The sequence below is a fragment of the Rhodococcus sp. G-MC3 genome (assembly GCF_030063335.1).
Taxonomy (GTDB): Bacteria; Actinomycetota; Actinomycetes; order Mycobacteriales; family Mycobacteriaceae; genus Rhodococcoides.
The window spans coordinates 143,557-169,622 of record NZ_JASISW010000010.1 but is presented as its reverse complement, the minus strand read 5'-3'; the positions used below and the strand labels follow the sequence as shown (position 1 = coordinate 169,622).

33 protein-coding genes are annotated in these 26,066 nt (G+C 63.1%); 15 read left to right on the top strand and 18 right to left on the bottom strand.

Annotated features, from left to right (window positions below; all coding sequences use genetic code 11):
- The first annotated feature begins 2 nt into the window (after positions 1 to 2).
- From QMK17_RS13790 to QMK17_RS13780, 3 genes are read left to right on the top strand one after another with little or no spacing between them, the layout of a single operon-like run.
- Positions 3 to 236, top strand: a complete 234-nt coding sequence (locus QMK17_RS13790) for an RNA-binding S4 domain-containing protein (protein ID WP_283509826.1) — start codon at positions 3 to 5, stop codon at positions 234 to 236.
- Positions 233 to 973 (top strand): class I SAM-dependent methyltransferase, encoded by a 741-nt coding sequence (locus QMK17_RS13785; protein WP_442972759.1) that lies wholly within the window; start codon positions 233 to 235, stop codon positions 971 to 973. The genes QMK17_RS13790 and QMK17_RS13785 overlap by 4 nt, the downstream gene beginning before the upstream one ends.
- Positions 970 to 2,460 (top strand): NAD(P)/FAD-dependent oxidoreductase, encoded by a 1,491-nt coding sequence (locus QMK17_RS13780; RefSeq protein ID WP_283509825.1) that lies wholly within the window; start codon positions 970 to 972, stop codon positions 2,458 to 2,460. Before QMK17_RS13785 ends, QMK17_RS13780 begins: the two co-directional genes overlap by 4 nt.
- A gap of 69 nt (positions 2,461 to 2,529) precedes the next feature.
- On the opposite strand, the gene QMK17_RS13775 is transcribed toward QMK17_RS13780, so the two are convergent.
- Positions 2,530 to 3,546, bottom strand: a complete 1,017-nt coding sequence (locus QMK17_RS13775) for a DUF5914 domain-containing protein (RefSeq protein WP_283509824.1) — start codon at positions 3,544 to 3,546, stop codon at positions 2,530 to 2,532.
- A 134-nt stretch (positions 3,547 to 3,680) separates the two neighbouring features.
- Between QMK17_RS13775 and QMK17_RS13770 the strand changes: the two genes are divergently transcribed.
- Together QMK17_RS13770 and QMK17_RS13765 are read left to right on the top strand one after the other, a co-directional pair.
- Entirely contained in the window at positions 3,681 to 4,289 is a 609-nt protein-coding gene (locus tag QMK17_RS13770; RefSeq protein WP_283509823.1) for a DJ-1/PfpI family protein, read from the top strand.
- Positions 4,286 to 4,747, top strand: a complete 462-nt coding sequence (locus QMK17_RS13765) for a MarR family winged helix-turn-helix transcriptional regulator (RefSeq protein WP_283509822.1) — start codon at positions 4,286 to 4,288, stop codon at positions 4,745 to 4,747. The genes QMK17_RS13770 and QMK17_RS13765 overlap by 4 nt, the downstream gene beginning before the upstream one ends.
- On the opposite strand, the gene QMK17_RS13760 is transcribed toward QMK17_RS13765, so the two are convergent.
- From QMK17_RS13760 to QMK17_RS13750, 3 genes are read right to left on the bottom strand one after another with little or no spacing between them, the layout of a single operon-like run.
- The gene (locus QMK17_RS13760; protein WP_283509821.1) at positions 4,723 to 5,199 is read right to left on the bottom strand and encodes an SRPBCC domain-containing protein; all 477 of its coding nucleotides are present in this window, start codon (positions 5,197 to 5,199) and stop codon (positions 4,723 to 4,725) included. The two genes, QMK17_RS13765 and QMK17_RS13760, sit on opposite strands and share 25 nt — an antisense overlap.
- A 22-nt stretch (positions 5,200 to 5,221) precedes the next feature.
- Positions 5,222 to 5,533, bottom strand: a complete 312-nt coding sequence (locus QMK17_RS13755; protein ID WP_283509820.1) for an AzlD domain-containing protein — start codon at positions 5,531 to 5,533, stop codon at positions 5,222 to 5,224.
- Positions 5,530 to 6,222: an AzlC family ABC transporter permease gene (locus QMK17_RS13750; RefSeq protein WP_283509819.1), complete on the bottom strand. Its 693-nt coding sequence runs from the start codon at positions 6,220 to 6,222 to the stop codon at positions 5,530 to 5,532. Before QMK17_RS13750 ends, QMK17_RS13755 begins: the two co-directional genes overlap by 4 nt.
- Before the next feature lie 37 nt (positions 6,223 to 6,259).
- On the opposite strand from QMK17_RS13750, the gene QMK17_RS13745 reads away from it, so the two are divergent.
- Complete coding sequence (locus QMK17_RS13745) at positions 6,260 to 6,847, top strand: helix-turn-helix domain-containing protein (protein WP_442972758.1); 588 nt, start codon at positions 6,260 to 6,262, stop codon at positions 6,845 to 6,847.
- Between the two features lie 2 nt (positions 6,848 to 6,849).
- On the opposite strand, the gene QMK17_RS13740 is transcribed toward QMK17_RS13745, so the two are convergent.
- Positions 6,850 to 7,992, bottom strand: a complete 1,143-nt coding sequence (locus QMK17_RS13740) for an NAD(P)/FAD-dependent oxidoreductase (protein ID WP_283509817.1) — start codon at positions 7,990 to 7,992, stop codon at positions 6,850 to 6,852.
- Positions 7,989 to 8,324 carry a bifunctional 3-phenylpropionate/cinnamic acid dioxygenase ferredoxin subunit gene (locus tag QMK17_RS13735; RefSeq protein ID WP_283509816.1) on the bottom strand — a complete coding sequence of 112 codons (336 nt, stop codon included), beginning with the start codon at positions 8,322 to 8,324 and terminating at the stop codon, positions 7,989 to 7,991. Before QMK17_RS13735 ends, QMK17_RS13740 begins: the two co-directional genes overlap by 4 nt.
- Positions 8,325 to 8,503: 179 nt before the next feature.
- Between QMK17_RS13735 and QMK17_RS13730 the strand changes: the two genes are divergently transcribed.
- Together QMK17_RS13730 and QMK17_RS13725 are read left to right on the top strand one after the other, a co-directional pair.
- Positions 8,504 to 10,936, top strand: coding sequence for a GcvT family protein (locus QMK17_RS13730; RefSeq protein ID WP_283509815.1), 2,433 nt, complete (start codon positions 8,504 to 8,506; stop codon positions 10,934 to 10,936).
- Positions 10,933 to 12,057, top strand: coding sequence for an aromatic ring-hydroxylating oxygenase subunit alpha (locus QMK17_RS13725; RefSeq protein ID WP_283509814.1), 1,125 nt, complete (start codon positions 10,933 to 10,935; stop codon positions 12,055 to 12,057). The genes QMK17_RS13730 and QMK17_RS13725 overlap by 4 nt, the downstream gene beginning before the upstream one ends.
- A 32-nt stretch (positions 12,058 to 12,089) precedes the next feature.
- Here the strand turns inward: QMK17_RS13725 and QMK17_RS13720 are convergent, their stop codons facing one another.
- Positions 12,090 to 12,848, bottom strand: a complete 759-nt coding sequence (locus tag QMK17_RS13720; RefSeq protein ID WP_283509813.1) for an IclR family transcriptional regulator — start codon at positions 12,846 to 12,848, stop codon at positions 12,090 to 12,092.
- Between the two features lie 78 nt (positions 12,849 to 12,926).
- Positions 12,927 to 13,106, bottom strand: a complete 180-nt coding sequence (locus QMK17_RS13715; protein ID WP_283509812.1) for a hypothetical protein — start codon at positions 13,104 to 13,106, stop codon at positions 12,927 to 12,929.
- On the opposite strand from QMK17_RS13715, the gene QMK17_RS13710 reads away from it, so the two are divergent.
- From QMK17_RS13710 to QMK17_RS13700, 3 genes are read left to right on the top strand one after another with little or no spacing between them, the layout of a single operon-like run.
- Complete coding sequence (locus QMK17_RS13710; protein WP_283509811.1) at positions 13,105 to 14,355, top strand: reverse transcriptase family protein; 1,251 nt, start codon at positions 13,105 to 13,107, stop codon at positions 14,353 to 14,355. The genes QMK17_RS13715 and QMK17_RS13710 overlap by 2 nt on opposite strands.
- Before the next feature lie 19 nt (positions 14,356 to 14,374).
- Positions 14,375 to 15,754 (top strand): outer membrane protein assembly factor BamB family protein, encoded by a 1,380-nt coding sequence (locus QMK17_RS13705; RefSeq protein ID WP_283509810.1) that lies wholly within the window; start codon positions 14,375 to 14,377, stop codon positions 15,752 to 15,754.
- 37 nt (positions 15,755 to 15,791) lie between these two features.
- Complete coding sequence (locus QMK17_RS13700) at positions 15,792 to 16,616, top strand: MerR family transcriptional regulator (protein ID WP_283509809.1); 825 nt, start codon at positions 15,792 to 15,794, stop codon at positions 16,614 to 16,616.
- Position 16,617: 1 nt separating this feature from the next.
- On the opposite strand, the gene QMK17_RS13695 is transcribed toward QMK17_RS13700, so the two are convergent.
- Together QMK17_RS13695 and QMK17_RS13690 are read right to left on the bottom strand one after the other, a co-directional pair.
- Positions 16,618 to 16,806, bottom strand: coding sequence for a hypothetical protein (locus QMK17_RS13695; RefSeq protein ID WP_283509808.1), 189 nt, complete (start codon positions 16,804 to 16,806; stop codon positions 16,618 to 16,620).
- A gap of 80 nt (positions 16,807 to 16,886) precedes the next feature.
- A complete protein-coding gene (locus QMK17_RS13690) occupies positions 16,887 to 17,846 on the bottom strand; it encodes an aldo/keto reductase (RefSeq protein ID WP_283509807.1) in 960 nt (319 codons plus the stop codon).
- A 64-nt stretch (positions 17,847 to 17,910) separates the two neighbouring features.
- On the opposite strand from QMK17_RS13690, the gene QMK17_RS13685 reads away from it, so the two are divergent.
- Positions 17,911 to 18,819 carry an aminotransferase class IV gene (locus QMK17_RS13685; protein ID WP_283509806.1) on the top strand — a complete coding sequence of 303 codons (909 nt, stop codon included), beginning with the start codon at positions 17,911 to 17,913 and terminating at the stop codon, positions 18,817 to 18,819.
- A gap of 99 nt (positions 18,820 to 18,918) precedes the next feature.
- Here QMK17_RS13685 and QMK17_RS13680 read toward each other — a convergent pair whose 3' ends face one another.
- On the bottom strand, positions 18,919 to 19,479 hold the full coding sequence (locus tag QMK17_RS13680; protein ID WP_283509805.1) for a TetR/AcrR family transcriptional regulator: 561 nt from the start codon (positions 19,477 to 19,479) through the stop codon (positions 18,919 to 18,921).
- 103 nt (positions 19,480 to 19,582) lie between these two features.
- Between QMK17_RS13680 and QMK17_RS13675 the strand changes: the two genes are divergently transcribed.
- Entirely contained in the window at positions 19,583 to 20,422 is an 840-nt protein-coding gene (locus QMK17_RS13675; protein WP_283509804.1) for an alpha/beta fold hydrolase, read from the top strand.
- Here QMK17_RS13675 and QMK17_RS13670 read toward each other — a convergent pair whose 3' ends face one another.
- Positions 20,423 to 21,472, bottom strand: a complete 1,050-nt coding sequence (locus QMK17_RS13670) for an SDR family oxidoreductase (protein WP_283509803.1) — start codon at positions 21,470 to 21,472, stop codon at positions 20,423 to 20,425.
- A 155-nt stretch (positions 21,473 to 21,627) separates the two neighbouring features.
- Between QMK17_RS13670 and QMK17_RS13665 the strand changes: the two genes are divergently transcribed.
- Together QMK17_RS13665 and QMK17_RS13660 are read left to right on the top strand one after the other, a co-directional pair.
- Complete coding sequence (locus tag QMK17_RS13665) at positions 21,628 to 21,885, top strand: ArsR/SmtB family transcription factor (protein ID WP_336620149.1); 258 nt, start codon at positions 21,628 to 21,630, stop codon at positions 21,883 to 21,885.
- Complete coding sequence (locus tag QMK17_RS13660) at positions 21,882 to 22,592, top strand: YoaK family protein (RefSeq protein ID WP_283509801.1); 711 nt, start codon at positions 21,882 to 21,884, stop codon at positions 22,590 to 22,592. The genes QMK17_RS13665 and QMK17_RS13660 overlap by 4 nt, the downstream gene beginning before the upstream one ends.
- Positions 22,593 to 22,619: 27 nt before the next feature.
- On the opposite strand, the gene rraA is transcribed toward QMK17_RS13660, so the two are convergent.
- From rraA to QMK17_RS13630, 6 genes are all read right to left on the bottom strand, one after another.
- Positions 22,620 to 23,096: a ribonuclease E activity regulator RraA gene (gene rraA, locus QMK17_RS13655; RefSeq protein WP_283509800.1), complete on the bottom strand. Its 477-nt coding sequence runs from the start codon at positions 23,094 to 23,096 to the stop codon at positions 22,620 to 22,622.
- 45 nt (positions 23,097 to 23,141) lie between these two features.
- Complete coding sequence (locus QMK17_RS13650) at positions 23,142 to 23,513, bottom strand: DUF5313 family protein (RefSeq protein WP_283509799.1); 372 nt, start codon at positions 23,511 to 23,513, stop codon at positions 23,142 to 23,144.
- Between the two features lie 10 nt (positions 23,514 to 23,523).
- Positions 23,524 to 23,973, bottom strand: coding sequence for a hypothetical protein (locus QMK17_RS13645; protein WP_283509798.1), 450 nt, complete (start codon positions 23,971 to 23,973; stop codon positions 23,524 to 23,526).
- A 52-nt stretch (positions 23,974 to 24,025) separates the two neighbouring features.
- Positions 24,026 to 24,778: a MerR family transcriptional regulator gene (locus tag QMK17_RS13640; protein WP_283509856.1), complete on the bottom strand. Its 753-nt coding sequence runs from the start codon at positions 24,776 to 24,778 to the stop codon at positions 24,026 to 24,028.
- Between the two features lie 64 nt (positions 24,779 to 24,842).
- Positions 24,843 to 25,610: a lipase family protein gene (locus QMK17_RS13635; RefSeq protein WP_283509797.1), complete on the bottom strand. Its 768-nt coding sequence runs from the start codon at positions 25,608 to 25,610 to the stop codon at positions 24,843 to 24,845.
- Positions 25,586 to 26,059, bottom strand: a complete 474-nt coding sequence (locus tag QMK17_RS13630; protein WP_283509796.1) for a hypothetical protein — start codon at positions 26,057 to 26,059, stop codon at positions 25,586 to 25,588. Before QMK17_RS13630 ends, QMK17_RS13635 begins: the two co-directional genes overlap by 25 nt.
- Positions 26,060 to 26,066: the final 7 nt, after the last annotated feature.

Sequence of the window (26,066 nt, the reverse complement as noted above, 5' to 3'; positions counted from 1 at the left end):
GCATGGCTGATGCTCAAGACGTCCCGATCCGTGACGAGTCGATCCGGCTCGGACAATTTCTGAAGCTTGCGAGTCTCATCGAGTCCGGCGCGGAGGCGAAGAGCTTCATCGCCGACGGGCACGTCAGCGTCAACGGCGAGGTCGACCTGCGCCGCGGCAGGCAGTTGCACCAAGGGGATGTCGTGTCCATCGAAGGCGGTCCTTCTGCCCGCGTCGCCAAGGAAGAGGTCCTGTGACCGGAATCGTGGGCAAAAGTGGCCTGCCCAGGCTGCAGGTGCCCCGCGCGTTCGACCAGGACGCCGGTTCCTACGACCGCCTTGTCGGGGCCAACCCTGGTTATCACGATCACCTCGCGAAATCGGCCGAGCGCCTACGGCTCCCGGGCCTGGGTGCCGGACTGCGGCTGCTCGACATCGGCTGCGGCACCGGTGCTTCGACGGCTGCCCTGTTGAAAGCGGCACCGCATGCCACGATCATCGCGGCGGACGCGTCGTCGGAAATGCTCGAGGTGGCGCGCAGCAAGAAGTGGCCGTCGACCGTCACGTTCGTGCACAGCCGCGTCGAGGACCTGCAGGAGAACGGCATCGACGGCCCGTTCGACGGAATACTCGCGGCGTATTTGATTCGCAACGTCGACGATCCGGACACCGAGTTGAAGTCGTTGTTGTCGTTGCTCGCGCCCGGTTCGTCCATCGCATTTCACGAGTACTCGGTCAAGGAGTCGCTGCGCGCCAGGATCGTCTGGACGCTGGTGTGTTGGGCCATCATCATCCCGCTCGGATACGCCGCTACCCGTGACCTCACGCTCTACAAGCACCTGTGGCGCAGCGTCGCCAGCTTCGACGGTGTGCGCGAGTATTCGCGGCGCATGCAGCGTGCCGGATTCACGAGCCTCACCAACGAGACGATGACGGGGTGGCAGAACGGCGTCGTGCATACCTTCCTCGGGGCACGCCCGGTGGAGAGCTTGTGACCGATCGCCATCGGGTAGTGCATCCGGGTCCCTCGGGTTATCCCTCGGCGGAGTCGCTGGCGAAGGTCCCGAGGGTTGCGGTTGTCGGCGGCGGCATCGCAGGCCTGAGTGCCGCAACGGCTTTGGCTGAGCGCGGTGCCCGGGTGGTAGTCCTCGAGCGCGAGGAGTACCTCGGTGGCCGGGTCGGTGGATGGTCGACGGTGTTGCAGGATGGATCTCCGGCAACGATGAGCCGCGGATTTCACGCGTTCTTCCGCCAATACTACAATCTGCGAAACTTGTTGGAGCGCAGTGACCCTGGTCTGCGACGGCTGCACGCGGTCGAAGACTATCCCCTGATCGACGATTCGGGCAGGATCGACGGCTTCAAGGGGCTCCCGCAGACGCCGGGGCTCAACGCATTGGCCTTTGCGCTGCGCAGTCCCACTTTTCGTCCGCGAGAGCTACTGTCCCTCAACGCTATTGCCGCGCTGCCGTTGATGACGGTCAGTGTGCCGGGAACGTACGAGCAACTGGACAACATCCCGGCAGCGCAGTTCCTGCGAGACATCAACTTCCCGGAGGCAGCCCGCCACCTGGCCTTCGGTGTGTTCTCGCGAAGCTTCTTCGCCGACCCCGAGGAGATGTCCGCGGCTGAGCTCGCGATGATGTTCCATCTCTATTTTCTGGGTTCGTCCGAGGGACTAGTTTTCGACGTGCCCACCAGCCCGTATCCGCAGGCTCTGTGGGATCCGCTGGGGAAGTATCTAGAGGGTCTCGGTGTGGAGATTCGAACTGGGGTCTCGGTTTCCTCTGTCGAACGAGGATTCTCGGTGGATGGGGAGAAGTTCGACGCAGTAGTGCTCGCCGCCGATGTCGGTGGTCTCAAGAAACTGACCGGTGATCTCGGAACTACTGCTTGGCGCGAAGATGTTGCAGCGCTGCAGAACACGCCGCCGTTCCTGGTGCATCGCGTCTGGTTGGACAAGCCCGTGAACGCCGACCGACCCGCGTTCATCGGCACCGGCAAAATGCCGCCGATCGACAACATCAGCATTCTCGAGAGGTTCGAGGACGAGGCTGCGGAATGGGCCTCGCGCACGGGAGGATCCGTCGTCGAGCTGCATGCTTATGCCGCAACGGATTCCGAGGACGACACCCGCGAGCAATTGATGTCGCGAATGCACGAGATCTATCCGGAAACTGCATCGGCGACCGTTGTTGCCGAGCGGTCCGAGTGGCGCGACGATTGCCCGATGTTCGGCCTCGGGCACTTCGCTCGGCGGCCCACGGTTCGTACCCCCGAGCCTGGCTTGGTTCTCGCCGGAGATGGTATCCGAATCGATCTACCGGTAGCGCTGATGGAACGGGCGGCGACCACCGGGTTGCACGCCGCCAACACTCTGCTCGCCGGCTGGGGTGTGCAGGGCCATGACATCGAGACCGTGCCGGTCAAGGGAAGGTTCCGGGTGTTCGAGGCGCTCGGGAGGTTGATGCCGCGCCCCTGATGCCGAGTTCGCACTTATGCAGGTTATTCGAGGCTTTTTCCTGCATAACTGCGAATTCGGCGGGGACGGCTAGCGGCCCTTGGACCGAAGCTCGTACCGACGCTCGGCGTAGTCGAGGTCGTCCTTCCATAACCGCGCGGCCGTGTAGTTCATGGCGGGTCGCAGCAGCGGCGCGACCTTGCGCGCCATCCGGAAGCCCGGCCGATCCGAGCTCGCGATGGTGGCCTCGATGACTGCAGTGCGAGGCTTTCCGTCGGGACCGGGTCCGAGGGGCGTTGCATGAGTCTCGACGACGCTCCCCACACCCTCGCCTTCGAGAATCCGCATGATAATCGTCCGCGGACCGGGGCAGACGAACTCCGCGCGCACCGGAACTCCGATTCCGCGACTGACGCGGAAGGTGACGTCGACCAGGAAGCGATCGTCCTCGTCCGGCACATCGATGTCGGTGGGAGCCTCGACCACCTTCAAACGCGCGAAGGAGTACGGGTGGAACCACGCGCCGTGCCAAGGATCGAGACGGTTGGCGACGATGTCGTCGGGCTCGCAGATGCCCGTCAGCGTCACCACGCCCTCGACACTCGTCGACGCGGGCGGCCGGATCGGGACGATGGGAACAGGCGTCGGCTCCTCGCCGCCAAGCTCGTCCATGCGAACCCAGACGAGAACGCCGTCGTCGAACGCGGGAAGCGGACGCCAACCCGGGCGACCGTTGGGCCCGAGGGGCATGCCGTGCCATAGGCAGATGAGGGTGTCGCACTCGATCTTCGCCTTGTCGAGGGGCGCGCCCAGGTGTGGGCAGGCGCCGGGCGCGATGTGGATCCCTGACTTCTCGTCGCGCCAGGCCACCAGTTCGGTGCCACCGATGGTGCGTCCGAAGGGTTTGTCGGCACCGATGTCGCGGCTCGCGGCGAACACGAACCAGTTACCCGACGGTCTGGTTTTGGCGCGTTTGAGAGCCGACTCGATGACCTGGGGGTTCGCGCCCTTCCAGGTCGGTTCCTGTTTCACCCAGGATTCGGACGGCAGCGGTTGCAGCGGCAGGCTCTTCGGCCAGCGGGAGCGGAGGGCATCGAAGGTGGCCACGATTGCCACACTAGCGGCGCTTCGCCGCCCGTGCGCGTTTCGGTACAGCAGGCGGTTCCAAAACGCTCACGGGGTGTTGACAGTGTGCTGTCAACTTTCTAAGCTGACAGCACACTGTCAATTTGGAGGTACGCATGAAAACCATCGCTCTCTACGCAACCGACACCATGGCCGACTGGGAATACGGCTACCTCGTTGCGGGCATAGCCATGGCGCGCGAGCAGGGCGATGAGCGGTACCAGCTGAAAGTCGTCTCGGACGGCGGGTTCGAGGTCACCTCGCTTGGTGGGATGCATATCCGGCCCGACGGGGATCTGGCTGACCTGGACGCTTCGAACCTGGCGGCTCTCGTTCTTCCCGGCGGTGGTGGTTGGGCACACGCGCATTCGGCAGTCCTCGGGCTGGCCGGCCGTCTGCTGGACCAGGGAGTTCCCGTCGGTGGCATCTGCGGCGCGACGCTCGGCCTCGGGCGTATGGGTCTGCTGAACAACCGACCCCACACCAGTAATGCCCCCGAATTCCTCACGATGGCAACCGAATACACCGGTGCCGAGCATTACCGGGAGGAAAGAACGGTGGTGGGCGGGACCCTCGTCACGGCTCCCGGAACTGCGCCGCTGGAGTTCGCCAAGGCGTTGTTCGAGATTCTCGAACTGTTCCCGCAGTCGATCATCGACGCCTGGTACGGGCTGTACACCACGGGGGAGAAGAAGTACTTCGACCAGCTGCGGGGAGCGAAGTGAGATCGCCTGCCGGTGACGCACTGACGTCGATCGTTCTGCCCGCGTTCGAACTGAATGGCGAATTCCTCGCCGCAGCAAAGGGTATCGCCGAACCAGCCGGGCTGAGCCCGGCTTGGTGGCAGGTGCTCGGCGCGACGTTGGAGGAGCCGCTGGCGGTCGCCGAGATCGCCAGGCGGGTCGGGCTAGGTCTCGCGCGTCAAAGCGTCCAGCGGACCGCGGATATTCTGGTCGACAAGGGATGGGCCGAGTACCTGGACAATCCGAAACATCGCCGTGCCAAGCTCCTCGGACCGACTCCCGACGGCAGGGCGACGCTCACGAAACTCCGCGCCCAACAGCATGCGTGGGCCGATGCCGTAGGTAACGAAGTCGGCGCGGACGAGATCCGTCGCATTCAGGAAGGGATGATGAAAATCATTGCGGCGTCGAGACGTTACCGCGGGGACAAGGATTCGTAGTATTCCTGCTGGGACGGGTAGTAGTCGTCGAAACTCGGAAGCGCTGCGCCCTCGCGTGAGGCGATGAGCATGTCCAGGTAGTACTCCCAGCCCGGCCCGATCTCGCCGATCCCCTCGGTCTTCGTCAGGTGATGGATGAAGAGAAGCGTTGTGACGCTGTCATTCTCGGTGAGTGACACGTCCAGGTGCCACTCGTCACCCATCGATACGGCGAGCAACGATGGCGCCTCGCAGGTCCGGAGCGTCATGTCGAACCACGGCGCGCCCTCCTCGAAGGCCATCTGAACCCGTACCTCACCGTCCGACACGCGCTCCCATGGTCCATACCAACGTTCGGTGCGATCGGAGTCGGTGAGGCTCGCCCACACGTCCTCGCGGCTCGCCGAGATGGATCGCGTCAATTCAAGGTCGACGCCGGTAGCGGTCGCACGCAATGTTCCGGTGGGAGTCATGGGGTCAGTATGCCGCGCAGTATCAGGAAATCCCGACGAACCTCAGTGCAGCGGTGGTGACCGCCGCGGCAACGACGATCGCAACGAACGGCGCTTTGCGCCAGGCCAGAACTGCTGCGACGAGTACTCCCACCGGGGCAGCGATGCCGGCGAATCGGTTGTCCACGATGAGGGCAGATGTTGCGATCAACGCGACGAAGATGACGGCGACACCGATGGAGCTCAACGTCTCCACGCGAGGAGAAAGGGTGACTCGCGCGCGGAGCATCGGACCGATCAACCGAAAAGCCAGTGTGCCGACTGCGAGCGCAACCATCGGGAGAACGTAGTTCATGCGCGCACGTTTGTGGCAAAGAAAGCGGGAAACACACCGAGCAGCGACAGCAGTACGGGCAATCCTGGCGGAAGTACGAGAGCGGCGGCGACCGCGATCACCGCACCGATGAGTGCCGCATTCCTGGTGGCGGCCTCGCGCAATGCGGGCATCACGAGTGCGATCAGTACGGCGGGGAATGCTGCGTCCAGGCCCAATGCCGCGGTATCGGTGATCTGCCCACCGACCGCGACGCCGCCGACGACGCCGATGTTCCACGCGACGAACAGTCCGAGTCCGCACATCCAGAACGCTGAGCGACGGCGATGCGGCTCGTCCTCGAGGACGGTGAATGCCACGGCCTCGTCGGTGATGAGGTGGGTGCCGAGCAGTTTCTTCAGCGGAGACGTTCCGGTGAGGGTGTCACTGACGGAGAAGCCGAGCGGGATCAACCGAGTGTTGACGAGCAGTGCGCTGGCAACGGCCGCGAGCGGATTACCGCCCGCTGCTAGCACTCCGACGAGGATGAACTGTGCTGCGCCGGCGAACACGAACAGGGACATGGCGATCGGAACCCAGATCGGGAGACCGGCGGCCACCGAGATTGCTCCGAACGATGCGCCGACAAGGCCGTCGGCGAGGCAGACGAGGGCGATGTCGCGGGTGGCTGCAGCGGGACCCAACACCGGTGTTCGCCATATCGAACGCATGGCCATAATAATGGACTCTTGAAGATCGTTCGTCAAGATGGACAGATCGACCGATAGAGTGAACCCCGTGACACCACCCAGTGCTCCCATCGCCGCGATAGCCGCATCCCTGCAGCGGGAGCGCAAACGCATCGGGCTCTCGCTCGCCGAGGTTGCCCGTCGGGCCGGTATCGCGAAGTCCACCCTGTCTCAGCTCGAATCCGGAACGGGAAACCCCAGCGTGGAGACGCTCTGGGCGCTCAGCGTGACGCTCGATGTTCCGTTCGCTCAGCTCGTCGAACCGGTCCGGCCGCGCGTTCAGTTGATCCGCGCAGGCGAGGGGCCGGGCATTTCTTCCGACACTGCGGACTACGTCGCGACCCTGTTGGCGTCGTGCCCGCCGAACGTGCGTCGGGACATTTACCTCATCAACGCGCAGGTCGGAGTGCCGCGCCGCTCAGATCCGCACTCACCGGGGGTGATCGAGCACCTCGTGATGTCCGCTGGACGAGCGATGGTCGGGCCCATCGAGGAGCCCATCGAACTGCATCCGGGCGACTACATCTCCTACCCCGCCGACATCGCGCACACCTTCGAGGCGTTGGACCCGAACACCTCGGCGGTGCTGATTTCCGAACATAGTTAGATTCAGGTAACCAGCTGCCGACGCCACTTCCCGAACGCCCGTGGCGACGATACGGCCAAGACCGCGACGGGTTGGCCCGCTCGGCGGTAGACCGCGACGAACGGACCGACGGTCGGATCGCCCTCGACGATATCGGACAGGCATTCCGGACCCTGATGCCCGGCGAATTGGATGCGCGACTGGTACTGATCGGACCAGACGTACGGCACGCCCGTGAACACCTCGACGCTTTCACCGCCGCTGAGCAGCGACTTCATCGCGACGGTGGGTCGTGTCGCTGCTGCCGTCCAGTGTTCGTCTCGAACGGTGATCCCGGTCGACGGATCCCGAACTGCCGCGCAATCACCGACCGCGACGACGCCGGGAATCGAGCTCAATCCCCGACGGTCGGTGACGACGCCGCCTGCCAGCGCGATACCGCTGCCTGCCAGCCATTCGATGTTGGGGCGTGAACCGATGCCGACGACCACGACGTCCGCGGGCACGGTTGTTCCGTCGGCAAATTCGACGGCCGTGACCCTGCTGCCCAGCGACGTCAACCCCGATACCGGAGCGCCCGTCATCAAAGTGGCACCGCCACGACCGTGCCACGCCGCGACGAGGCTGCCGATGTGAGCGCCGAAAACACGTTCGAGCGGCGCCGGGGATGCTTCCAGGACCGTGACCGAGCACCCCAATTCGACTGCAGTGGAGGCTACTTCGCTGCCGATGAAGCCAGCGCCGATGACTGCCACTCGGGCGCCAGGGACCAACTCCTGACGCAGCGCCAGGGCGTCGTCGAGTGATCGGAGAACGTGCACGCCTGCGGTGTCGTCGAACAAGCGGATCGCCGACGCCCCGGTGGCAATCACCACCGCATCGGATCTCACGCAGGAGCCGTCGGCGAGAAGAACTTCCCCAGCGCTGAGTCCGGTAGCGCGAACGCCCAGTCGCCACTGCAGATCCAAAGCCTCGTCGTCGGAGGTTTCCAAAGACAGTCCGTCGTCGATGCCTTTCAGGAAGCTCTTGGAGAGGGGAGGCCTGTCGTACGGCCGGTGAATCTCGTCGCCGACAAGGGTGATCGTGCCGTCGAAACCCTGCTCACGCAGTGCGCGGGCCGAGGACAATCCGGCGAGTGACGCACCGACGACAGTCACGGATTTCATGGCGATACCGCGACGCGGATGACACCGTCCTCGACGAGGACTGCGTGGGTGCGTACCGGGATCTTGGCAGGCGCGCCGAGTGCGGCACCGGTCCGCAGGTCGAAGCATGCGGTGTGGAGCGGGCACTCGACGGCGCAGTCTTCCACCCAGCCCTCGGACAGGGATGCGTCCTGGTGGGTGCACGTGTCGTCGATCGCGAAATACTCGCCGCCGACGTTGAAGATCGCGATGGGAGCGGCCCCGGGCGGTGTGATGCGCAGTGATTCACCCTCGGGGAGTTCGTCGATTAGGGCGGCGTCGAGCAGGGTGCGGGTGGGGAACGTCGCGGTCATGGTGGCCTCGCAGTCGAATGCGGCGTCGGTGGTGGAGATTCTCTTGTCACAGCATGGAGTTATTCCATTGCAGTGATGGGAACTCTCCGTTTCAATCGTGTGAATCTGTTGCGCTATACGAAGCGCAGTTCGTATTGTGCAACTAAATCCTTCACACGTACAGCCCCCAGGAGCATGTCATGGCATCGAATTCACCCAGGGTGGTGATCGTCGGCGCCGGTATCGTCGGCTGCAGCCTCGCGGAGGAGCTGACGTCCCGCGGTTGGACGGACGTCACCGTTCTCGACAAGGGCCCGATCGACCTACCTGGTGGGTCCACCTCCCACGCTCCGGGTCTGGTGTTCGCGACGAACAGCTCGCGGTCGATGTCTCGGTTCGCCGCCTATACCGCGCAGAAGTTCAAAGACATGGACTGCTTCGTGAGTGTCGGCGGGCTCGAAGTGGCAACGACGCCCGAGCGGGTCGACGAGCTGTACCGACGTCACGGATTCGCGACATCCTGGGGATTGCCGTCCGAGGTGGTCGATGTCGAACGATGCCTCGAGCTCTACCCGCTACTGAACCGCGACCTCGTTCTGGCGGGTCTCTACACACCGGACGACGGCCTTGCCAAGGCTGTGAACGCCTCGCGCAAGCAGGCTGAGATTGCGACCGCCCGAGGAGCCCGGTTCATCGGCGGGATGCAGGTCACGGGTATCGAACACAGCGCAGGCAAGGTCACCGCAGTCAATGCCGGGGACGAGACCTTCCTCGCGGACATCGTGATCTGTTGCGCCGGATTTTGGGGACCGGAGCTGGGCGAGATGCTCGGCGTCACCGTCCCGCTGCTCCCGCTGGCGCATCAATACGCCCATACGACGGCGTTGGACTTACCCTCTTCGCGCGTGAACAAGGAAGCTGTTCTGCCGATCCTCCGCCACCAAGATCAGAGCCTGTACTTCCGTGAGCACGGCGACCATCTCGGAATCGGTTCGTACCATCACCGTCCGATTCCGGTGGATTCGCGAACACTGCCTGGCAGTGAAAACGTCACCGAGGAATCGATGCCGTCGTCGATGGTGTTCACCGGTGACGACTTCACCGACGCGTGGCGCTACAGCGCCGAGCTTCTCCCCGTTCTCGGCGGCGCTGCGCTCGATCATGCGTTCAACGGCATCTTCTCGTTCACCCCGGACGGGGCTCCGCTCGTCGGCCAGTCCCGTGACGTCGCCGGACTGTGGACCTGCGAGGCGATCTGGGTGACCCACAGCGCAGGCGTCGCGAAGGCGCTCGCGGAGATTCTGGTCCACGGCACCAGTGAGATCGACATGCACGAGTGCGATCTGTACCGCTTCGAGAAGACCGACCTCGTCCCGTCGAACGTCGCCCGAACATCCGCGCAGAACTTCGCCGAGGTCTACGACATCATCCACCCCCTCCAGCCCAAGGACGAGCCGAGGCCGCTGCGCGTGACCCCGTTCTACGGGCGGCAGCAGGAGCTGGGCGCGGTGTTCCTCGAAGGGGGAGGCTGGGAACGTCCGCACTGGTACGAGGCCAATGCGTCTCTGCTGGAACAACTCCCCGAGCAGTGGCAGGCCCCTAAACGTGAGCCGTGGTCGGCCAAGTTCTGGTCACCCATCTCCGCGGTCGAAGCGTGGAAGACGCGTGAGGCCGTCGCGATGTACGACATGACCCCGCTACGACGCCTCGAAGTCGGCGGACCGGGAGCACTGGAACTACTTCAATATCTGACGACGAATCAGCTGGACAAGAAGGTCGGCAGTGTCACCTATGCACTGATGCTCGACGAGAGCGGCGGTGTGCGCAGCGATATCACCGTCGCCCGCGTCGCGGATGATCGATTCCAGGTCGGCGTCAACGGCCCGCTCGACGAGGACTGGCTGCTCCGGCATGCCGGACCGGATACCTATGTCCGCGACATCACCGGTGCTACAGCCTGTATCGGTTTGTGGGGTCCGTATGCACGGGATGTACTCGGTTCGCTGACGAAGGCCGACATCTCGCATACCGGGCTGAAGTATTTCAACGGCAGGAACATCCACGTGGCCGGGATCGACGTGCTTGCCCTACGGCTGTCCTACGTCGGTGAGCTCGGATGGGAGCTCTACACCGGTGCCGATACCGCTCTGCGGCTGTGGGATTCGCTCTGGGAGGCCGGCCAGGATTATGGAGTGGTGGCGGCGGGGCGGAGTGCGTTCAACAGTCTGCGGCTGGAGAAAGGCTACCGGTCGTGGGGCACCGATATGACGGCCGAACACGATCCCTACGCTGCCGGGTTGGGTTTTGCGGTTCGTCCCGGCAATGGGGGGTTCATCGGTGCTGACACACTCGATGAGTCCAGGAGCGCCATCAAGCTCGTCTGCCTCACCCTCGACGACCCGTCGCACGTGGTGATGGGCAAGGAGCCCGTTCTGATCGACGGCGTCGTTTCCGGCTACGTCACCAGCGCGGCGTTCGGATACACCATCGGTAAGGCCGTGGCTTATGCCTGGCTGCCGGTGTCCATTGTTCCGGGTGATCATGTTGCAGTGCAGTACTTCCGAGACCTGTTGCCTGCTACCGTCATGGCCGAGCCGCTCGTCGACCCGGAGATGGCGAGGATCAGACGATGACTGCTCTGGAACCCGAACCCACTCTGCTGAAGACTCTTGGCGGGCACACCTACGTCGACCCGGCGTACTTCGCCGTCGAACAGGAAAAGATATTCGAGGAGATGTGGTTCTGCGCCATTCGCTCCGACGACATCCCCGAGATGGGAAACTTTCGCACCGTGCAGATCGGGCGTGAGTCGGTGCTGATCAGCCGAAACCGCAAAGGCGGCATCAGAGCATTCTTCAACGTCTGCCGTCACCGCGGGGCGCTCGTGTGCACCGAAGCCTCCGGCACCGTCAAGCGAAACTTCCAATGTCCTTATCATGCATGGACGTACGACCTCGACGGTAAGTTGATCGCGGCTCCGAACCTCATCAATATGCCCGACGTCGATCGAACCGAGTTCGGTCTTCGCGCAGTGCACGTGCGCGAGTGGCTCGGCTACGTGTGGGTGTGTATTGCGGACGATCCGCCGTCGTTCGAGGATTCCGTGCAGGGCGACGTGCGGGAAAGATTGGGCACCATAGGGAAAATCGACTCGTATGACACCGGGAAGCTGGCACTCGGCCGCCGAATCACCTACGACGTCAAGGCGAACTGGAAGCTCATCGTCGAAAACTTCATGGAGTGCTACCACTGTGCCACAATCCATCCCGAGCTCACCGAAGTGTTGCCGGAGTTCGCCGACGGACTGGCAGCGCAGACGTACGTTGGCCACGGTGCAGAATTCGGCGAGGAGATCCTGGGGTTCACAGTAGACGGCTCGGCGGGGTTCGAGGCGCTCGGCGGCGTCGAAGAAGACCAGGACCGCCGATACTACGCCATCACTATCCGCCCGACGGTGTTTGTCAACCTCGTTCCCGATCACGTGATCATTCACCGCATGTTCCCGATGGCCGTGGACCGGACGGTAGTCGAATGCGATTGGCTGTACGCCCCGGGCGTCGTCGCAGATCCGGCGAACGCCGAGACGATGAATCGGTCGGTCGAGCTGTTCCACCGCGTCAACCAGCAGGATTTCGACGCCTGCGAGCGGTGCCAGCCTGCAATGTCGTCACGGATGTACTCGGACGGGGGAGTGCTGGTGCCGTCCGAGCATCACATCAGGGAGTTTCACGAGTGGGCGGCAAGCCGCATGTGAACGGAAATACGTCCCCTGTGACGTATTTCCACTCACATGCGCGAAGCGCCCATCATCTCCGAAACCTTCTGCGCCGCTGCGAGAACTGCATTCCCAGCCGCCGTGAGGCGTTCCTCGTCGAGACGGTAGGCGGGCCCCGAGACCGTGATGGCCCCGAGGGCTCTACCGTCGTATCCGAAGATCGCGGCGGCGGTCGCCGCAAGACCTATTTCCAGCTCTTCACGGGCGTAAGCGATTCCGCTGACGCGCACGGTCTCGATCTCGTCCAGTAGGGCTTCGCGGGTGGTGATCGTGTTCTCGGTGAACAGTTCCAGCGTCCTGTCCGTGCCCGCTTTCAGCAGCGCATCGTCGTAGGCCATCAGAACCTTGCCGCTCGACGTGGCATGGAGCGCTGATCGCTCGCCCATCCAGTTGTGGCTGATGATCGACGAGCCGCCGCGAACCTGGTCGATGTTGACCGTGACGGTGCCGTCGGGAACCGCGATGTTGACCGTCTCGCCGATAGAATCGGCCAACTCCTCCAGGACGGGGCGCGCGACCCTGGTGATGTCCATCTGAGACGAGACCGACGTCGCGAGCCGGATCAGTCCGATGCCGAGCCGGTACTTGCCGCGCTCGCCGGGCTGCTCGACGAGTCGTCGTGCTTCCAGGGCTCCGAGCAGGCGAAACGCCGTGGATTTGTGGACGTCGAGGTGTGTTGCGACGTCCTGGACCCCGGATTCGCCGTGGTCAGCCAGGTACTCGAGCACCTCGATAGCGCGATCGACGGACTGGATCGGGGACACGGGCACACCACCAGTCTGGCAAACGAAATGCGGAAGCAGAGACGGCGGGCTGACAAACCGGACAGTCTTTTGGCATTGTGGGTCTCATGCAGCGGCGCGTGGACGAGAGTTGGTCCGCTGGGCCAGGCTCAGGGGTAACCCCTGGGTGGGATAGAAGAACCGGTCACTGCGTCCGACGCCGCTCCGCACGCTCCGCGTGCCCGACGGCGCCGAGTACGAAAGAAACAGGTCGTCCCGCGTCGCTGCATCTCGGGGTTTTTCCATGACGGAACGGCAGTACAAGCCTGCTATGGCCGCATTTCTGGCGCAGCTCGCTGCCGAGGTTCCGTGGACCCGCGATCGTCTGGAAGAGGCGTTCACGCCCATCCTGCGGATCAAAGCGGCGAGGCTGGCGGACCGGCTGATCGATATGTATCCGGCGCCTCCGTTCGACGAAGCATCGCTGTACCGGTTGATCGCGGATTTGCCCACGCTCCCTGAGATCACGGAGACCATCGCACGCCGTATCCAAGGCCCGAAGCCATGGCGTTTCGACGTACCCCGCTATGTGACGACGAGTGACCTCGCAGAGTCACTGAACCTGACGATCCCTGAGATCGAATGGTTCGCCGATGCACAGTCACGGCTGATCGTCGCGCCGCAGCCACTGCGTCACTACCGGACCGCCGCGATTCCCAAGCGCAGCGGTGCGCGGTTGCTGGAAGTGCCCAAGCCTCGGTTGCGTGAGATCCAGCGAAAGATACTGCGCCGCATTCTAGATCAGGTACCTGCGCACCGCGCCGCGCACGGATTCGTCAAAGGGCGGAGCCCACGTACTTTCGGCATCCCTCATGCCGGACGCGACGTGGTGATCACCGTCGACCTGAAAGACTTCTTTCCGTCCATCGGGATCAGCCGCGTGGTGGCGATCTTCGACGCACTCGGGTATCCGCGGACGGTCGCGTGGAATCTTGCGTATCTGTGCACAACGACGACGCCTGCCGCCGGACTGAGCGGATTGCCGTACCCGCACACGTCGTTGCTCCGCACCCGGCACCTTCCCCAAGGCGCTCCGACATCACCCGCTCTGGCGAATCTGGTTGCGCTGCATCTCGACATCAGGCTCAGTGGCCTGGCGGTATCGATGGGGATGCGGTACTCACGCTATGCCGACGACCTGGCGTTCTCCGGCAGTGGCGATGCCGACCGGCTGCTGTGGGCGGTCGGGCAGATCGTCCGCGACGAAGGGTTTTCGCTCAATCGCCGCAAGACCCGGGTTCGCCGGGCACACACTCGTCAGGAGATGGCCGGACTGGTCGTCAACGACTGGCCTTCTGTCCCGCGGCACGAGTACGACGAGGTCAGGGCAATTCTGCACAACTGCATTTCGACCGGTCCGCAGCAGCAGAACCGCCGCGATGTCCCCGACTTTCGTGCCCACCTCTACGGGCGGATCGCACGGATCGGCGAGACCAGTGCGAGGAGGCGCCGAAAGCTGTTGGACATAGCGGAACAGGTGGACTGGTCTCGTTAGACCGGGTTACGGTCTCCCGATGAATCTGAGCCGGAGCGAGCGCTGGAAACTGATAGCCCTCGGCGCGGCCATTGTTGTCGGTGCAGCCGTGATCATCGTGAACGTCGTCTCCACCGACCACGAGGAGCAGCAACCGGCGACAGCGTTGGTGGAGTCTTCGCTGAGCACCGCGCCGACACGGTCGTGGACACTCGACGTACACACGCTCTCGGATAACGGTGGCGATGTTTTGCTTGGCATGCCCGCGCCGCTCGAGACCTATTACGGATATCCCGGCCTGCTCGACGCCGGCAATCGCATCATCGTTGCCACCGGGTACCCGCTCCCGAAAGCGGATCCTTCCTCGCCCAGTGCCGAGACCAGTGCAGTGACGTTGGTCGGCGTCGATCCGAACGACGGGGCGTCGCAGTGGCGCACGCCCATCGGCCGCGTGAGCAGTTGCGATCAGCAGCTCGACGGCGACATCCTGGCATGCTGGGACGATCGACGTATCGTCTTCGTCGACGTCACCGACGGAACCTTGTTGTCCGATATCGGAACGGACTTCGACCTTTCGGGTGCAACTCTCGACGGCGACGTTGTCTACGCATCGGGAAACTCCGACGGTGCTCCGGTTCTCACTCGCGGAACGACCACGGACCTCACCAGCGATTTCCGGCGGGACTTCGAAAAAGCCCCGGACTCGTGGATCTACTCCGTTCCCGAGCACGGAGTCGCGATCGAATCGGTTCGTGGTGACGGCACTCCGCAGTACAGCTATACGGTCTACGACCTCGAGACCGGAGCAAAGAAATTCACGTTCGAGGGAGATTCGCTCGTCCCGGTCGGTGAAGGGTTGTACCTCAGCAGTATCGGCAGTGAGTCGGGAACTGTTGGAACGCAAAATCTTCTGGGATCCGACGGCGCCGTTGTGAGGGCCGTCCCGATCCCCGCGTACAACGCGGCCGGATACCCCAGCAGTCCTTCGGTTCCTTCTCCGTTGTTCCTGGGTGACGGAGCCTATGACCCCAAGACCGGAGACGAGCTGTGGCGCAACCCGGCCCTCGTTGTCGGGCAATTCAACGGAAAGGACTCAGCCGTTGCCGCTGTCATCGGTAGGACTGTGATCACCACCGATCCTGATGCACGCACTATCACCGGGCTCGACATCGAGTCGGGCCGTCAGCTGTGGCAGACACCGTGGGAGGACGCGTACTGGGTGCGCGACGGACTCACGGACGGTGAGTATTTCGTATTCGGCGACTACCAGGGAACCCATGCGATCAGCGCCCGCGATGGGAGGATCGCGTGGTCGATGCCGCAGCTCGACGGCGTGGATCCGCGCATGGTGAGGGTCTCCTCGGCGGGCGGCAGGATGCTCGTGTCCTCGGGTGCGGCATTCACACTGTGGTCCTCTTGACCCTCACACTGTGTGAGACGGAAACCTCGGAGGGGTCATGTTCACCATTGGAGAGTTCGCATCGATAGGCCGGGTGTCCGTACGGATGCTCCGGCACTACGACGAGATCGGGTTGTTGACGCCGGCGAAGGTCGATCCCTTCACCGGCTACCGCTTCTACGAAGGCCGTCAGTTCGAGACTCTGGGCCGGATCCTGGAGTTCAAGGATCTCGGGTTCAAGCTCGTCGACGTCGTACGCATCGTCGACGGAAAGCTCGGCAACGACGACCTTCGAAGCATGCTGGCCGACAAACGCGCCGAGGTTGCGTCACGGCTGGACCTCGACGCCGCCCGCCTGCGCCGACTCGATGCGCGCCTCCATCAAAGAGAGGGAGTACACACCATGATCACCGTCGAAACGAAGTCCCTGCCCACCACGCGGATCGCGCAGATCAGCGCGACCGCGGCTGGATTCGGAAACGAGAACATCGGGCCCGTCATCGGGCCCATGTACGCCTCGCTCGCCCAGGATCTGGCAGTGGCGGGAATTGGATTCGGTCCGTCGTCGCTAGCGACCTACGAGGCGCTCGACGATGCCGAGGGGGCAGGTATACGCGTCAACGCGGCCTTCGAAGTCCCGCCCGCTACATCTTCGGGGACGGGCTTCCAGGTGGTCGATCTGCCCGCGGTCGAGTTGGCGGCGACGACGGTTCATCACGGGTCGATGGCAACCATCGGTGAGACCTGGGAGCTGTTGATCGCCTGGATCACCGAAAACGGATACGAACTCGCCGGGATCTGCCGAGAAACCTATCTCGTGTCCATGCCGCGGCCGCAGGAAGAATGGGTCACCGAATTGCAGCAGCCGATCGTGCGGCGCTGAATCAGGAGGCTCGAACCAGTTCGATCTCGCCGACACATTGGCATCCGCCGCTGATCTCGGCGCAGTCCAGTACGAGCGAGTGAAGAACGTAGTCGTGGTCCACGCAGTCCGGCTCGGTGCATTCCGCGTCGCCGACTGCGTGGATCACGAGCGTCCCGTGACATTGACCCGTTGTGTCCAGGTGAATCATGAGAACTCCTTTCGTGTCTTCTTCCTTTCTAACACCGGGCTCCGACAAGTTCGGGAGAAGTCTCGCGTGTACGTGTATCACTACCTGCTGCCCGCAGGCGGTGGTAGCGCGTCGAGCGTCGCGAGCTGGCCGGCCGACAGTGACACCGAAGCGGCTCCGGCGTTCTCGTCGAGGCGAGATGTGCGACGAGTCCCCGGAATGGGCACGACGTTCTCGCCCTGCGCCAACACCCAGGCGAGAGCTACCTGAGCGGGGGTCGCATCGAGTTCCGCTGCGACCGCAGCAATAGCGTCGACAATCACCAGGTTCGCGTCGCGGTTCTCCTGGTTGAACCGGGGAAGCTGTGACCGGAAATCGTCTGCGGCGGGGGCAGTTCCGCGGAAGGTGCCCGTCAGGAAGCCGCGGCCGAGGGGCGAGAACGGTACGAACGCAGCGTCGTTGGCAACAGTCCAGGCCAGCGATGTTGCGAGATGTTCGCGGGTCCACAGCGACAGCTCGGATTGGACGGCCGAGATGGGGTGTATGGCCTGCGCGCGATCGAGTTGCTCGACGGTGAACTCCGAAACACCAAGCGCACCAACTTTACCGGCCTCGACCATCTCCGACATCGCGCCGATGCTGTCCTCGACCGGCACCTTCGGGTCCGGACGGTGCAGGTAGTACAGGTCGACGTGGTCGACGCCCAGCCTGCGTAAGGAATCGTCGATGGCAGTCCGCAGATGCTCAGGATGACCGTTGGGGCCCGAAATGATGGGCTCACCCGCGTCGCCGACGTGGGAAACCAAGCCGCCCTTGGTTGCGAGTGTGACTTCGCTACGCCGACTGCCGAGGGCTTTGCCGACCACTTCCTCATTGGTGAACGGGCCGTAGACGTCCGCAGTGTCGATGAAGTTCACGCCGATGTCGAGGGCGTGGCCGATGACATGATCGGGGGTCTCAGACTGCTCGTCAGCCTTGTAGGCCCAGGTCATGCCCATGCAGCCGAGCCCGACGGAGCCGACTTCGGGGCCGTTCTTCCACAGTGTCCGAGTTGGGATCATGATTTCGACCCTACTGCGAAAAACCGGTGTTGCCCGGATGCGGGCTGCAGCTAGCATCACCGGCATGGCTACTCCACACGGCAAAGTGTTCTTCGGGAAAAGCATCGTCGATGTACAGGAGGCAACGCTCGGGGTGGCCACATCGGCAGTGCTCTACGGGTTGAGCGTGTACACCGTGTTCCCGGTCCAGGTGGGAGGCGAGGCCAAAACCGCTTTCCGGCTGCGGGACCACTACCAGCGGCTCGTCGAATCCTGCAAGATCATCGGGATCGACAGTTTCGCGCCGGAGTGGACGTTCGAGCGCTTCGTGGCCGTCGTTCGCGAGGTCGTCGAAGCCAACGATCCGCAGCACGAGGTGTACGTACGCGCGACGGTGCACGTCGACGAATCGATTCCGGGCACCCGTGTTCGCGGGCTACACACGACGGTGTCCATTTTTCTGTACGACGCAGTCCCGATCGTTCCGCAGGATGGCATGCGTCTGAAGACTTCTGTATGGCGACGCATTCCAGACAATGCCATCCCATCGCGGGCAAAAGTGAACGGTGCCTACGTCAATTCGGTTCTGGCCAAACAGGATGCAATCGACAGTGGGTTCGACGACTGCATTTTTCTCGACATCAACGGCCATGTCTGCGAACTGAGTGCGGCCAACATCTTCCTGGTCAGAAACGGCGTGTTGATCACCCCGGACGTCACCAGCGACATCCTTGACGGAATCAACCGTCGCACCATTCTGACGCTTGCGCACGAGGAAGGATTTACGGTGCAGGAGAGGACAGTCGACCTCACCGAGCTTTACATCGCCGACGAGGTCTTCGTGTGTGGAACCTCGGCAGGCGTCGCCCCGGTATTCGAGATCGACGGCCGAACGATCGGCAGTTCACTGGAGCCGGTGTCGTCGACGCTACGCAAGCGTCACCAGGCCGCGCTCACCGGCGACGAGGTGCACGGCTGGGTTACCGTTCTCTGACTCCAGCACTCCGCCGAAATCGAGGTTGTGTCGTGTTTTCGGCGGAAATTGGGGCACAACTTCGATCTCGGCGAGGCCGAGACCCGTTGATGCAGGCTTTCAGTTTCGTACGTGCATGTCCAGCAGGACTGCGGCTGCTTCCTGTGCGGCACTCGCCGATTCGGGAGACTCGGAGATCGCAGCCGTCGTCTGTGCACCCTCGGCGAGCAGTGCAATTTGAAGTCCGACGCGCGGCGGGCAACCAGCTTCGACGGCTAATTCAGTGACATATTCGACGAATTCGCGCTTGTGGCGGTGTGCGGCGTCGGCGACTGCGGGCATCGTCGCACCGAGCTCGCCGAACGAGTTGATGAACGCGCAGCCGCGGAAATTGTCCTCACGAAACCAGGCGTCGAGGAAATCGAAGATCGACAGAACCTTCTCGCGAGGGGAGTGGTGCTTGGCTGCTTCGGCTGCGATCCGCTCGTTCCAGACCGCGGTGCGCCCTTCCAGTACTCGCGCGACGATGTCGGCCTTCGAAGGAAACAGTGCGTACATCCGCTTGAGCGAGATGCCGGCGGCAGCGCGCAGCTCGTCCATGCCGACGGCTTGGACACCGCGTGAATAGAAGAGCTCGTCGGCCGCGTCCAGTACGGCCTTGCGTGCGCTATCCGTCTCCATCGTCACCAACTCCTTGCGCAGAGAACCAACGTTCTCTACGATAGTCCATAGCGGGAGAACGTACGTTCTCCCGCGCAAGTTTCCTCGAGGAAAGGCAACAACCATGGCTTTCATCAATGTCGGAACCGAGAACACCGCACCGGTCGACGTCTACTACGAAGATCACGGCACCGGTCAGGCTGTCGTGCTCATCCACGGCTATCCGCTCGACGGCAACTCCTGGGAACGTCAGTCCGCCGCGCTGCTGAAGGCCGGCTACCGCGTCATCACGTACGACCGCCGCGGGTTCGGTCAGTCGAGCAAGCCCACCGTCGGGTACGACTACGACACGTTCGCCTCGGACCTGAACGCCGTGCTCACCGAACTCGATCTCAGCGACGTCATTCTCGTCGGATTCTCGATGGGTACCGGCGAGCTCGCCCGCTACGCCGCGAAGTACGGCACGGACCGCGTCGCCAAGTTCGCATTCCTGGCATCGCTCGAGCCGTTCCTGCTGCAGACCGACGACAATCCGACTGGCGTTCCGCAGTCGGTGTTCGACGGCATCGACGCCGCCGCCCGCGAGGACCGCTTCACCTGGTTCGACAACTTCTACAAGGACTTCTACAACCTCGACGAGAACCTCGGCACCCGCATCAGCGAGGCTGCAGTACGTAACAGTTGGAACGTCGCAGCCGGAAGTGCCCCTGTCGCAGCATATGCCGTCGTCCCGACGTGGCTCGAGGACTTCCGTTCCGACGTGCAGAAGGTCCGCGAATCAGGCAAGCCGACCCTGATCCTGCATGGCACCAAAGACAACATCCTGCCGATCGACGCCACCGGTCGCGAGTTCACCAAGGCATTCCCCGAGGCCAAGTACGTCGAGGTCGAGGGTGCTCCGCACGGACTGCTGTGGACGCACTTCCAGGAAGTCAACGATGCACTTCTGGACTTTGTGAAGTAATCAAGGAATTATGTTGCGACGCCTGAGATCCGAGAAGATATCCATGAACATCTTCTCGGTCTCGACGTGGCGATGGAATCCGAAGCGGCGAGCTTTCGAGCCGTCGGCGATGAAGTCGTAATCCCAGCCGAACACGAAGTCGCCGAACGGCCATGTCGCGATCTCGGTGTAGGCGGTCGGTTCCAGTCTGTGGCGCTGCGCCATCGAGTTCCACACGGACTCCATGTCGGGCATCGTCTCCGTCAGCGATATCTGCAGGGGCGCCGCAGTGTCCAATTCGAAGAACTCGGCGATTTTCGGCCACATGCTCTCCCATCGGAACAGGTCGCCGTTGGTGATGTTGAACGCTTGGTTCGCGCATTGTTCGGCCGTCGCTGCCCAGACGGTTGCTTCCGCCAGCAGTCCAGCGTCTGTCATCTCGAGCAGGGCGGAGTAGGCCCCGGATTTTCCGGGGAACCGTAGTGGCACACCAAGTTCCTTGGATATCGAAGCGTAGACGGCGATGACCGTCGCCAGATTCATCGGGTTGCCCAACCCGAACCCACATACCACCGAGGGTCGCATCGCAGTCCATGTCCACCGGGCATCGGCGCTGCGTGCTTCCAGAAATCGTTGCTGCTCGGTATTGAACTCCGGTGACAGATGCCCCGGATCGCTCTCTCGCGCGGGTGTTGTGAACGTGCCGAGGTGCGCGCCGTACACCTTGTAGCCCTGCATGAGGCTGACGTGCCTCAGATCAGGGGACACCGATTCCGCCGCGTCGACCACGTTTCGAAGCATCTCCATGTTGGGGGCCACGAGCTCGGCCCACGTCGAGCGATCCTGGTATGCCGCGTAGAAGATGTGCGTGACGCCGGTGAGCCCGGCGAGTTTGTGGTCGGTGTCGGTTCGATCGAGCAGGTCCACGGCGATATGTTGCACGTTCGGCTCGTCGGTTCCACCCCGTCTCGATAGGCCGATGATGTCCCACTCCTCGGTGTTCTTCAGGTGCTCGACGAGGTTCCCGCCGATCACGCCCCGCGCTCCGACGACCAATGCAACGTTCCTCATGTAAGCGTCTCCCAATTCGGTATATCGCGATTGTGCGATTAATGAGAGTGAACCATACGTATCGGGAAAGTGCGATATGAAGCTAGGATGATCGGGTGCCCCCGACCTCCACCGAAGACGACCTGGCGCTTGTATTCAAAGCTCTGGCAAACCCGATGCGGGTGGCGATTCTTCGATGGCTGAAGGACCCTTCGGACTTCCCGCCGCAGCTCGAACCCGCCGAGGAAGTGGGAGTGTGCCTCAAGCACATTCAGGCCCGCGCAGGCGTCTCGCAATCGACTGCCTCGCAGTACATGGCCACTCTGCAGAACGCTGGGCTGGTCTCGAGTACCCGCGTCGGGCAGTGGACGCACTACAAGCGGGTCGAAAAACGGATAGCGGGCTTGGCCGCCGATGTGCTGAGGGAACTGTGACGACCGGTGGTGTGCGCCCGCCGGTTATAACAGCCGAATCGGTTCGCCTCGGTGTACTCCTGGCCTCAGTCGGTGGATTTCTCGATGTGTACACCTACATGACGCGCGACGGTGTGTTCGCGAACGCGCAGACCGCCAACGTCATCTTGGCCGGAATCGACGTGGCCAACGGTCATTGGCGGGCAGCGCTCGGATACCTTCCGCCGCTTGTTGCGTTCGTGTGTGGCGTGTTCGTGGCCGAGCTGATTGCACGGCCGGCGATCGAACGGATCGTACGACGGCCCGTGCGCGCCGTACTAGTAATCGAGATCCTCGTGGTCGGCGCGGTGGGATTTGTTCCGCTGGCCGTACCGAACGCCTTCGTGACGATACCGATTTCGTTCGTCGCAGCTCTGCAGGTGACCACGTTTCGGGTGCTCGTCGACCAAGCCTTCAGTACGACGATGACGACCGGGAACCTGCGGAGTCTTTCGCAGGCCGTATTTCAGCGAGTGACCAATGGCGACAAGGAAGCCGGGCGACGGGCGGTCAACTTCGGCTCCGTCATCGCCGGGTTCCTGGGCGGCGCGATTCTGGGCGCAGTGATGGTCGACTTGTTCGATATCCGCGCAGCCTGGATTGCAGTGGTTCTGTTGGTGATTGCGTTGACGCTGTTCGTGATCGACGAGTGGCGCGGAGTTCCGCGAGTGAGGCACCCTCAGGGTTGAGGGTGCCTCACCCCAAGCCCTCGAGGATCAGACGACCACTACGCCGTCGGAATCGCTGTAGACAATCTCACCCGGGTTGAAGGTGATGCCGCCGATCTCGACCGGGACGTTCTTTTCACCAGAGCCGGTCTGGGTGCTCTTGCGCGGGTTCGTACCGAGTGCTTTGACGCCGATGTCGAGGGTGCGCAGGATTGCCGAGTCGCGGATGGCACCATTGACGATCACCCCAGCCCACCCGTTGGTGACGCCCCTGCCGGCGATGATGTCGCCGACGAGGGCAGTGTGGATACTGGCATCACCATCGACCACGAGGACGCCGCCGTTGCCGGGCTCGCCCAGGGTCGCCTTGACGAGCAGATTGTCCTGGAAGCACTTGATGGTGGTGATGGGTCCGGCGAACTCCACGTTCTTACCGAACTGAATGAATTGTGTGTCGCAGCTACGGATTTCGGGCCCGATTTCGTCAGCCAGGTCAGCAGTTGCTTTGAATTCGACGGAAGTCATGGGGACCAGCCTAAATGTGTCATTTCGCAGGCTCCACGCCCGGCCTCAGTCGAGGCGGCCGTGACGCCTCTCGTAGTCGTCGCGGGTGCGGTCGATCTTGGCCTGGGTGTTGGCGTTGAGAAGCTGCGGATCGAGATCGTGGACCAGAAGACGGTGACGTCGATACACGTTCATCAATGCGATCGCAAAATAGACGAGCGGGATGAACAACAACGCCATCATCGCAAGACCGATCCACAACGGCCCCGGAATCAGAAGAAACAGACACAGCAACGGAATGACCGGCAGTGTGAAACGAAAGAGATAGCGAGCCTGGGCCCCGTTCCCGACGAGGTCCTCGCGCACCCAATCCTGCATCGATGCAGGCAGCACCCCTCCGAACTGATAGCTCAGGTACTGCCAGAAGTTCGGTTTCACCCTGCGGACCTTACGCCCGCACCTCGCGGAGAACTGCGGCGCCGATCGAGAGTGCAAGTACGTCCTCGACAACGGCCGCTGCCAGTGGCGGCACTCGCTTGGGCGCCCATCCTCGGTACGCGTGCCCCGTGAACGAACCCGCCACAGCCGACAAGCCCCCGATCACAACGGCCGCGACCGGGTCCTCGCCGCGGCGTCGGGCAATCGCGAAGGCCGCACCGCTACCGGCCAGAATCCGGCCGATCAGCGCAGGCGGGCTCAGCCGTGACGGCGTTGTCGGGAGCTTGTCCATGACGATTTCCCCGACGGTGGCGACGGCCGAGCCACCCATGGCCAGGCGCTCGCGCTCGGATCCGTGAAACCACGTCAGCAAGGCCACGCTGATTCCGACCGAGCTACGGAAGCCACTGGCCTTCCCGCTCGCAACGGACAGAACAGCAGTACGACGAGTGAGTGCCATAGAGCGAAGTATTCACCCGGCGAGCGAGGTTGACCAGCGGTCGCGCCTGTACCTACCCGTGACGAGCCGCATTGGCGACGATCGCATCACGCAGATACTGCGCGAGACCCGGTGCGACATCGTCGTAATGCTTCGTGAACCGCTCATCTGCGATGTACATCTCGCCAAGGCAGGCGTGCATTTCGTAGCCGCAGTCGTAGTACCGCTCGATGCTCTCCCGGTGGCGCTCCGCCAGTACTGATCCTTCGTCCGAGTCAGCCGCGACTCCTAAGGCCATTGCCGCCGCGAAATCTGCTTCCAAAGCATCGGTTTCGGCCTTGACTCGAACCCAGTCCTCCTTGGAGAAGGATGCTGTCCGAGACTGCGACTGCTTCCACTCCTCGCTGTTGCTCCAGCGCTCCTCGGCCTCGACGGCGTACTCGTCGCCGAGCCAGTTGTCGCCGAACACCTCTCGCTGCTCTTCCGGACTCAACTGAATTCCCATTTTCTTCGCCTCCATCATCTTGTCCACGGCCGCAGCCATCTGATGCAAGCGATCGATCCGAACGTCGAGAAGTGCGCGTTGACGCTGCAAATGCACCATCGCATCGACGGACGGATCATCGAGGAGGTCGGCAATGTTGTCCAGCGCGAACCCGAGTTCGCGGTAGGTCAACACCTGGTGCAGCCGCTCGACGTCCTGCGCCGAGTAACTGCGATAGCCCTTGGGAGTGCGGCCGGACGGCACCACCAACGAAATCTCGTCGTAGTGATGCAGTGCCCGGACGCTGATGCCCACGAGGCGGGCAACCTCGCCTACCTTCATTCCTTCTGAATCGCTCACAGAAGACAAGGGTGGTACCTCCCGCCGCGTGAGGGTCAAGTACGGATCAACGGACCATTCGCTCGCAGCCGCCGGTGGACGCTCCTGCAAATCGCTGCGAGATCCAGTCGAAGGCGCCGGGGCGGCCGCCACCCTCGGCGGCGGTGTGATCTCCCGGGATTTCTTCGAGGTGCACGGACGCTCCCATTGCGCACCACTGATCCTGGACTGCTTCGGCGCCTTCCTTCGGAATGAGGAAGTCCTGCAGTCCCTGGTAGATGTAGATCGGCGCTTCGGGCTTGACCTGGCCCATGCGGTTTTCCTCGATCACCGATCGCGTGATGGGGTGATTGAAGACGTCGGGAACGTTGGACAGGTTCTGCTGGTCGAACAACAGCAGGCCGCTGTAGGACAGTACGTCGACGCATTGGTCCTTCTGGACCAGGGCGAGTCTCTTGCCGTTGTCGTTGGCGAGCGAGCGCATCTCCGGGTATTCCCGGGAGAGTCCGATGGTGGCCGCGGTGAACAAGCCCGAACCGATGCCGCCGTTCAAGGAGCGCTGCAGAATCTTGTAATCGGTGGGAGGGCCGCCGAAGGCGACGCCGACGATATTGAGCTCGGGTGCATAGGAGGGGGCCAACTGCGCTGCCCAGCCCGACGCGATCGCGCCGCCCGAGTACCCAGTGATCGCGATGGGAGCGCCCGCTGCAACTCCTACGCTCTGCGACGCGCGCAAGCCGTCGAGCACGGTATGCGCTGCGACTCTGCCTGCGGAGTAGGCCTGCCGCGGACCCTGATAGTCGGTCGCGACTACGGCATAGCCCCGGCCGAGCACTCCTGCATGCGGTCGATTTCCTTGTTGGTGCCACGGGGAAGTGTCGACGAGGGTGCGCACGCATTGCCCAGCGAATCGGTCGCCTCGTTGTAAGCGACAACCGGCCGCGGTCCGCCGCCGGTCCACGGAGCGTCGGGGACGATGACCGTCGTCGCCGCGGCGATGGGGTTGTTCTTGGAGTCGGTGGAACGGAACAGCAACTGCGTCGACGTCGTACCCGGTTGCACGGCAACACCTCTGGTGCCGAGGACCGTGCCAGGCTGTTGGGCTTCGAAGCCTGCCGGCGGGGTGAACCAGGGGTCGCCCGAAGGCGTGGGCAGGTAAGCATCGGGATTGCTCGGCGGAGTAATGAGATCTCCGAGCGGATCGGCCTGTGCCGACGGTGCCAAAGCCATCAGCATCGCCGCCGCGCCCGCAAGTACAACGGCCATGCGCCCTGTTGTTTTCACGCTGTTG

Excerpts from the sequence above, each read along its gene's own strand:
- QMK17_RS13730 (WP_283509815.1), top strand. The coding sequence starts at position 8,504 with ATGGCATCGAATTCACCCAGGGTGGTGATCGTCGGCGCCGGTATCGTC.
- QMK17_RS13755 (WP_283509820.1), bottom strand. The coding sequence starts at position 5,533 with ATGAACTACGTTCTCCCGATGGTTGCGCTCGCAGTCGGCACACTGGCT.
- QMK17_RS13790 (WP_283509826.1), top strand. The coding sequence starts at position 3 with ATGGCTGATGCTCAAGACGTCCCGATCCGTGACGAGTCGATCCGGCTC.
- QMK17_RS13770 (WP_283509823.1), top strand. The coding sequence starts at position 3,681 with ATGAAAACCATCGCTCTCTACGCAACCGACACCATGGCCGACTGGGAA.
- QMK17_RS13640 (WP_283509856.1), bottom strand. The coding sequence starts at position 24,778 with ATGAAGGTAGGCGAGGTTGCCCGCCTCGTGGGCATCAGCGTCCGGGCA.
- QMK17_RS13695 (WP_283509808.1), bottom strand. The coding sequence starts at position 16,806 with ATGATTCACCTGGACACAACGGGTCAATGTCACGGGACGCTCGTGATC.
- QMK17_RS13675 (WP_283509804.1), top strand. The coding sequence starts at position 19,583 with ATGGCTTTCATCAATGTCGGAACCGAGAACACCGCACCGGTCGACGTC.
- QMK17_RS13745 (WP_442972758.1), top strand. The coding sequence starts at position 6,260 with ATGGACAGATCGACCGATAGAGTGAACCCCGTGACACCACCCAGTGCT.
- QMK17_RS13715 (WP_283509812.1), bottom strand. The coding sequence starts at position 13,106 with ATGGAAAAACCCCGAGATGCAGCGACGCGGGACGACCTGTTTCTTTCG.
- QMK17_RS13760 (WP_283509821.1), bottom strand. The coding sequence starts at position 5,199 with ATGACTCCCACCGGAACATTGCGTGCGACCGCTACCGGCGTCGACCTT.
- QMK17_RS13690 (WP_283509807.1), bottom strand. The coding sequence starts at position 17,846 with ATGATCCCAACTCGGACACTGTGGAAGAACGGCCCCGAAGTCGGCTCC.
- QMK17_RS13700 (WP_283509809.1), top strand. The coding sequence starts at position 15,792 with ATGTTCACCATTGGAGAGTTCGCATCGATAGGCCGGGTGTCCGTACGG.
- QMK17_RS13665 (WP_336620149.1), top strand. The coding sequence starts at position 21,628 with ATGCGGGTGGCGATTCTTCGATGGCTGAAGGACCCTTCGGACTTCCCG.
- QMK17_RS13705 (WP_283509810.1), top strand. The coding sequence starts at position 14,375 with ATGAATCTGAGCCGGAGCGAGCGCTGGAAACTGATAGCCCTCGGCGCG.
- QMK17_RS13750 (WP_283509819.1), bottom strand. The coding sequence starts at position 6,222 with ATGCGTTCGATATGGCGAACACCGGTGTTGGGTCCCGCTGCAGCCACC.
- rraA (WP_283509800.1), bottom strand. The coding sequence starts at position 23,096 with ATGACTTCCGTCGAATTCAAAGCAACTGCTGACCTGGCTGACGAAATC.
- QMK17_RS13735 (WP_283509816.1), bottom strand. The coding sequence starts at position 8,324 with ATGACCGCGACGTTCCCCACCCGCACCCTGCTCGACGCCGCCCTAATC.
- QMK17_RS13740 (WP_283509817.1), bottom strand. The coding sequence starts at position 7,992 with ATGAAATCCGTGACTGTCGTCGGTGCGTCACTCGCCGGATTGTCCTCG.
- QMK17_RS13710 (WP_283509811.1), top strand. The coding sequence starts at position 13,105 with ATGACGGAACGGCAGTACAAGCCTGCTATGGCCGCATTTCTGGCGCAG.
- QMK17_RS13645 (WP_283509798.1), bottom strand. The coding sequence starts at position 23,973 with ATGGCACTCACTCGTCGTACTGCTGTTCTGTCCGTTGCGAGCGGGAAG.
- QMK17_RS13685 (WP_283509806.1), top strand. The coding sequence starts at position 17,911 with ATGGCTACTCCACACGGCAAAGTGTTCTTCGGGAAAAGCATCGTCGAT.
- QMK17_RS13680 (WP_283509805.1), bottom strand. The coding sequence starts at position 19,479 with ATGGAGACGGATAGCGCACGCAAGGCCGTACTGGACGCGGCCGACGAG.
- QMK17_RS13725 (WP_283509814.1), top strand. The coding sequence starts at position 10,933 with ATGACTGCTCTGGAACCCGAACCCACTCTGCTGAAGACTCTTGGCGGG.
- QMK17_RS13670 (WP_283509803.1), bottom strand. The coding sequence starts at position 21,472 with ATGAGGAACGTTGCATTGGTCGTCGGAGCGCGGGGCGTGATCGGCGGG.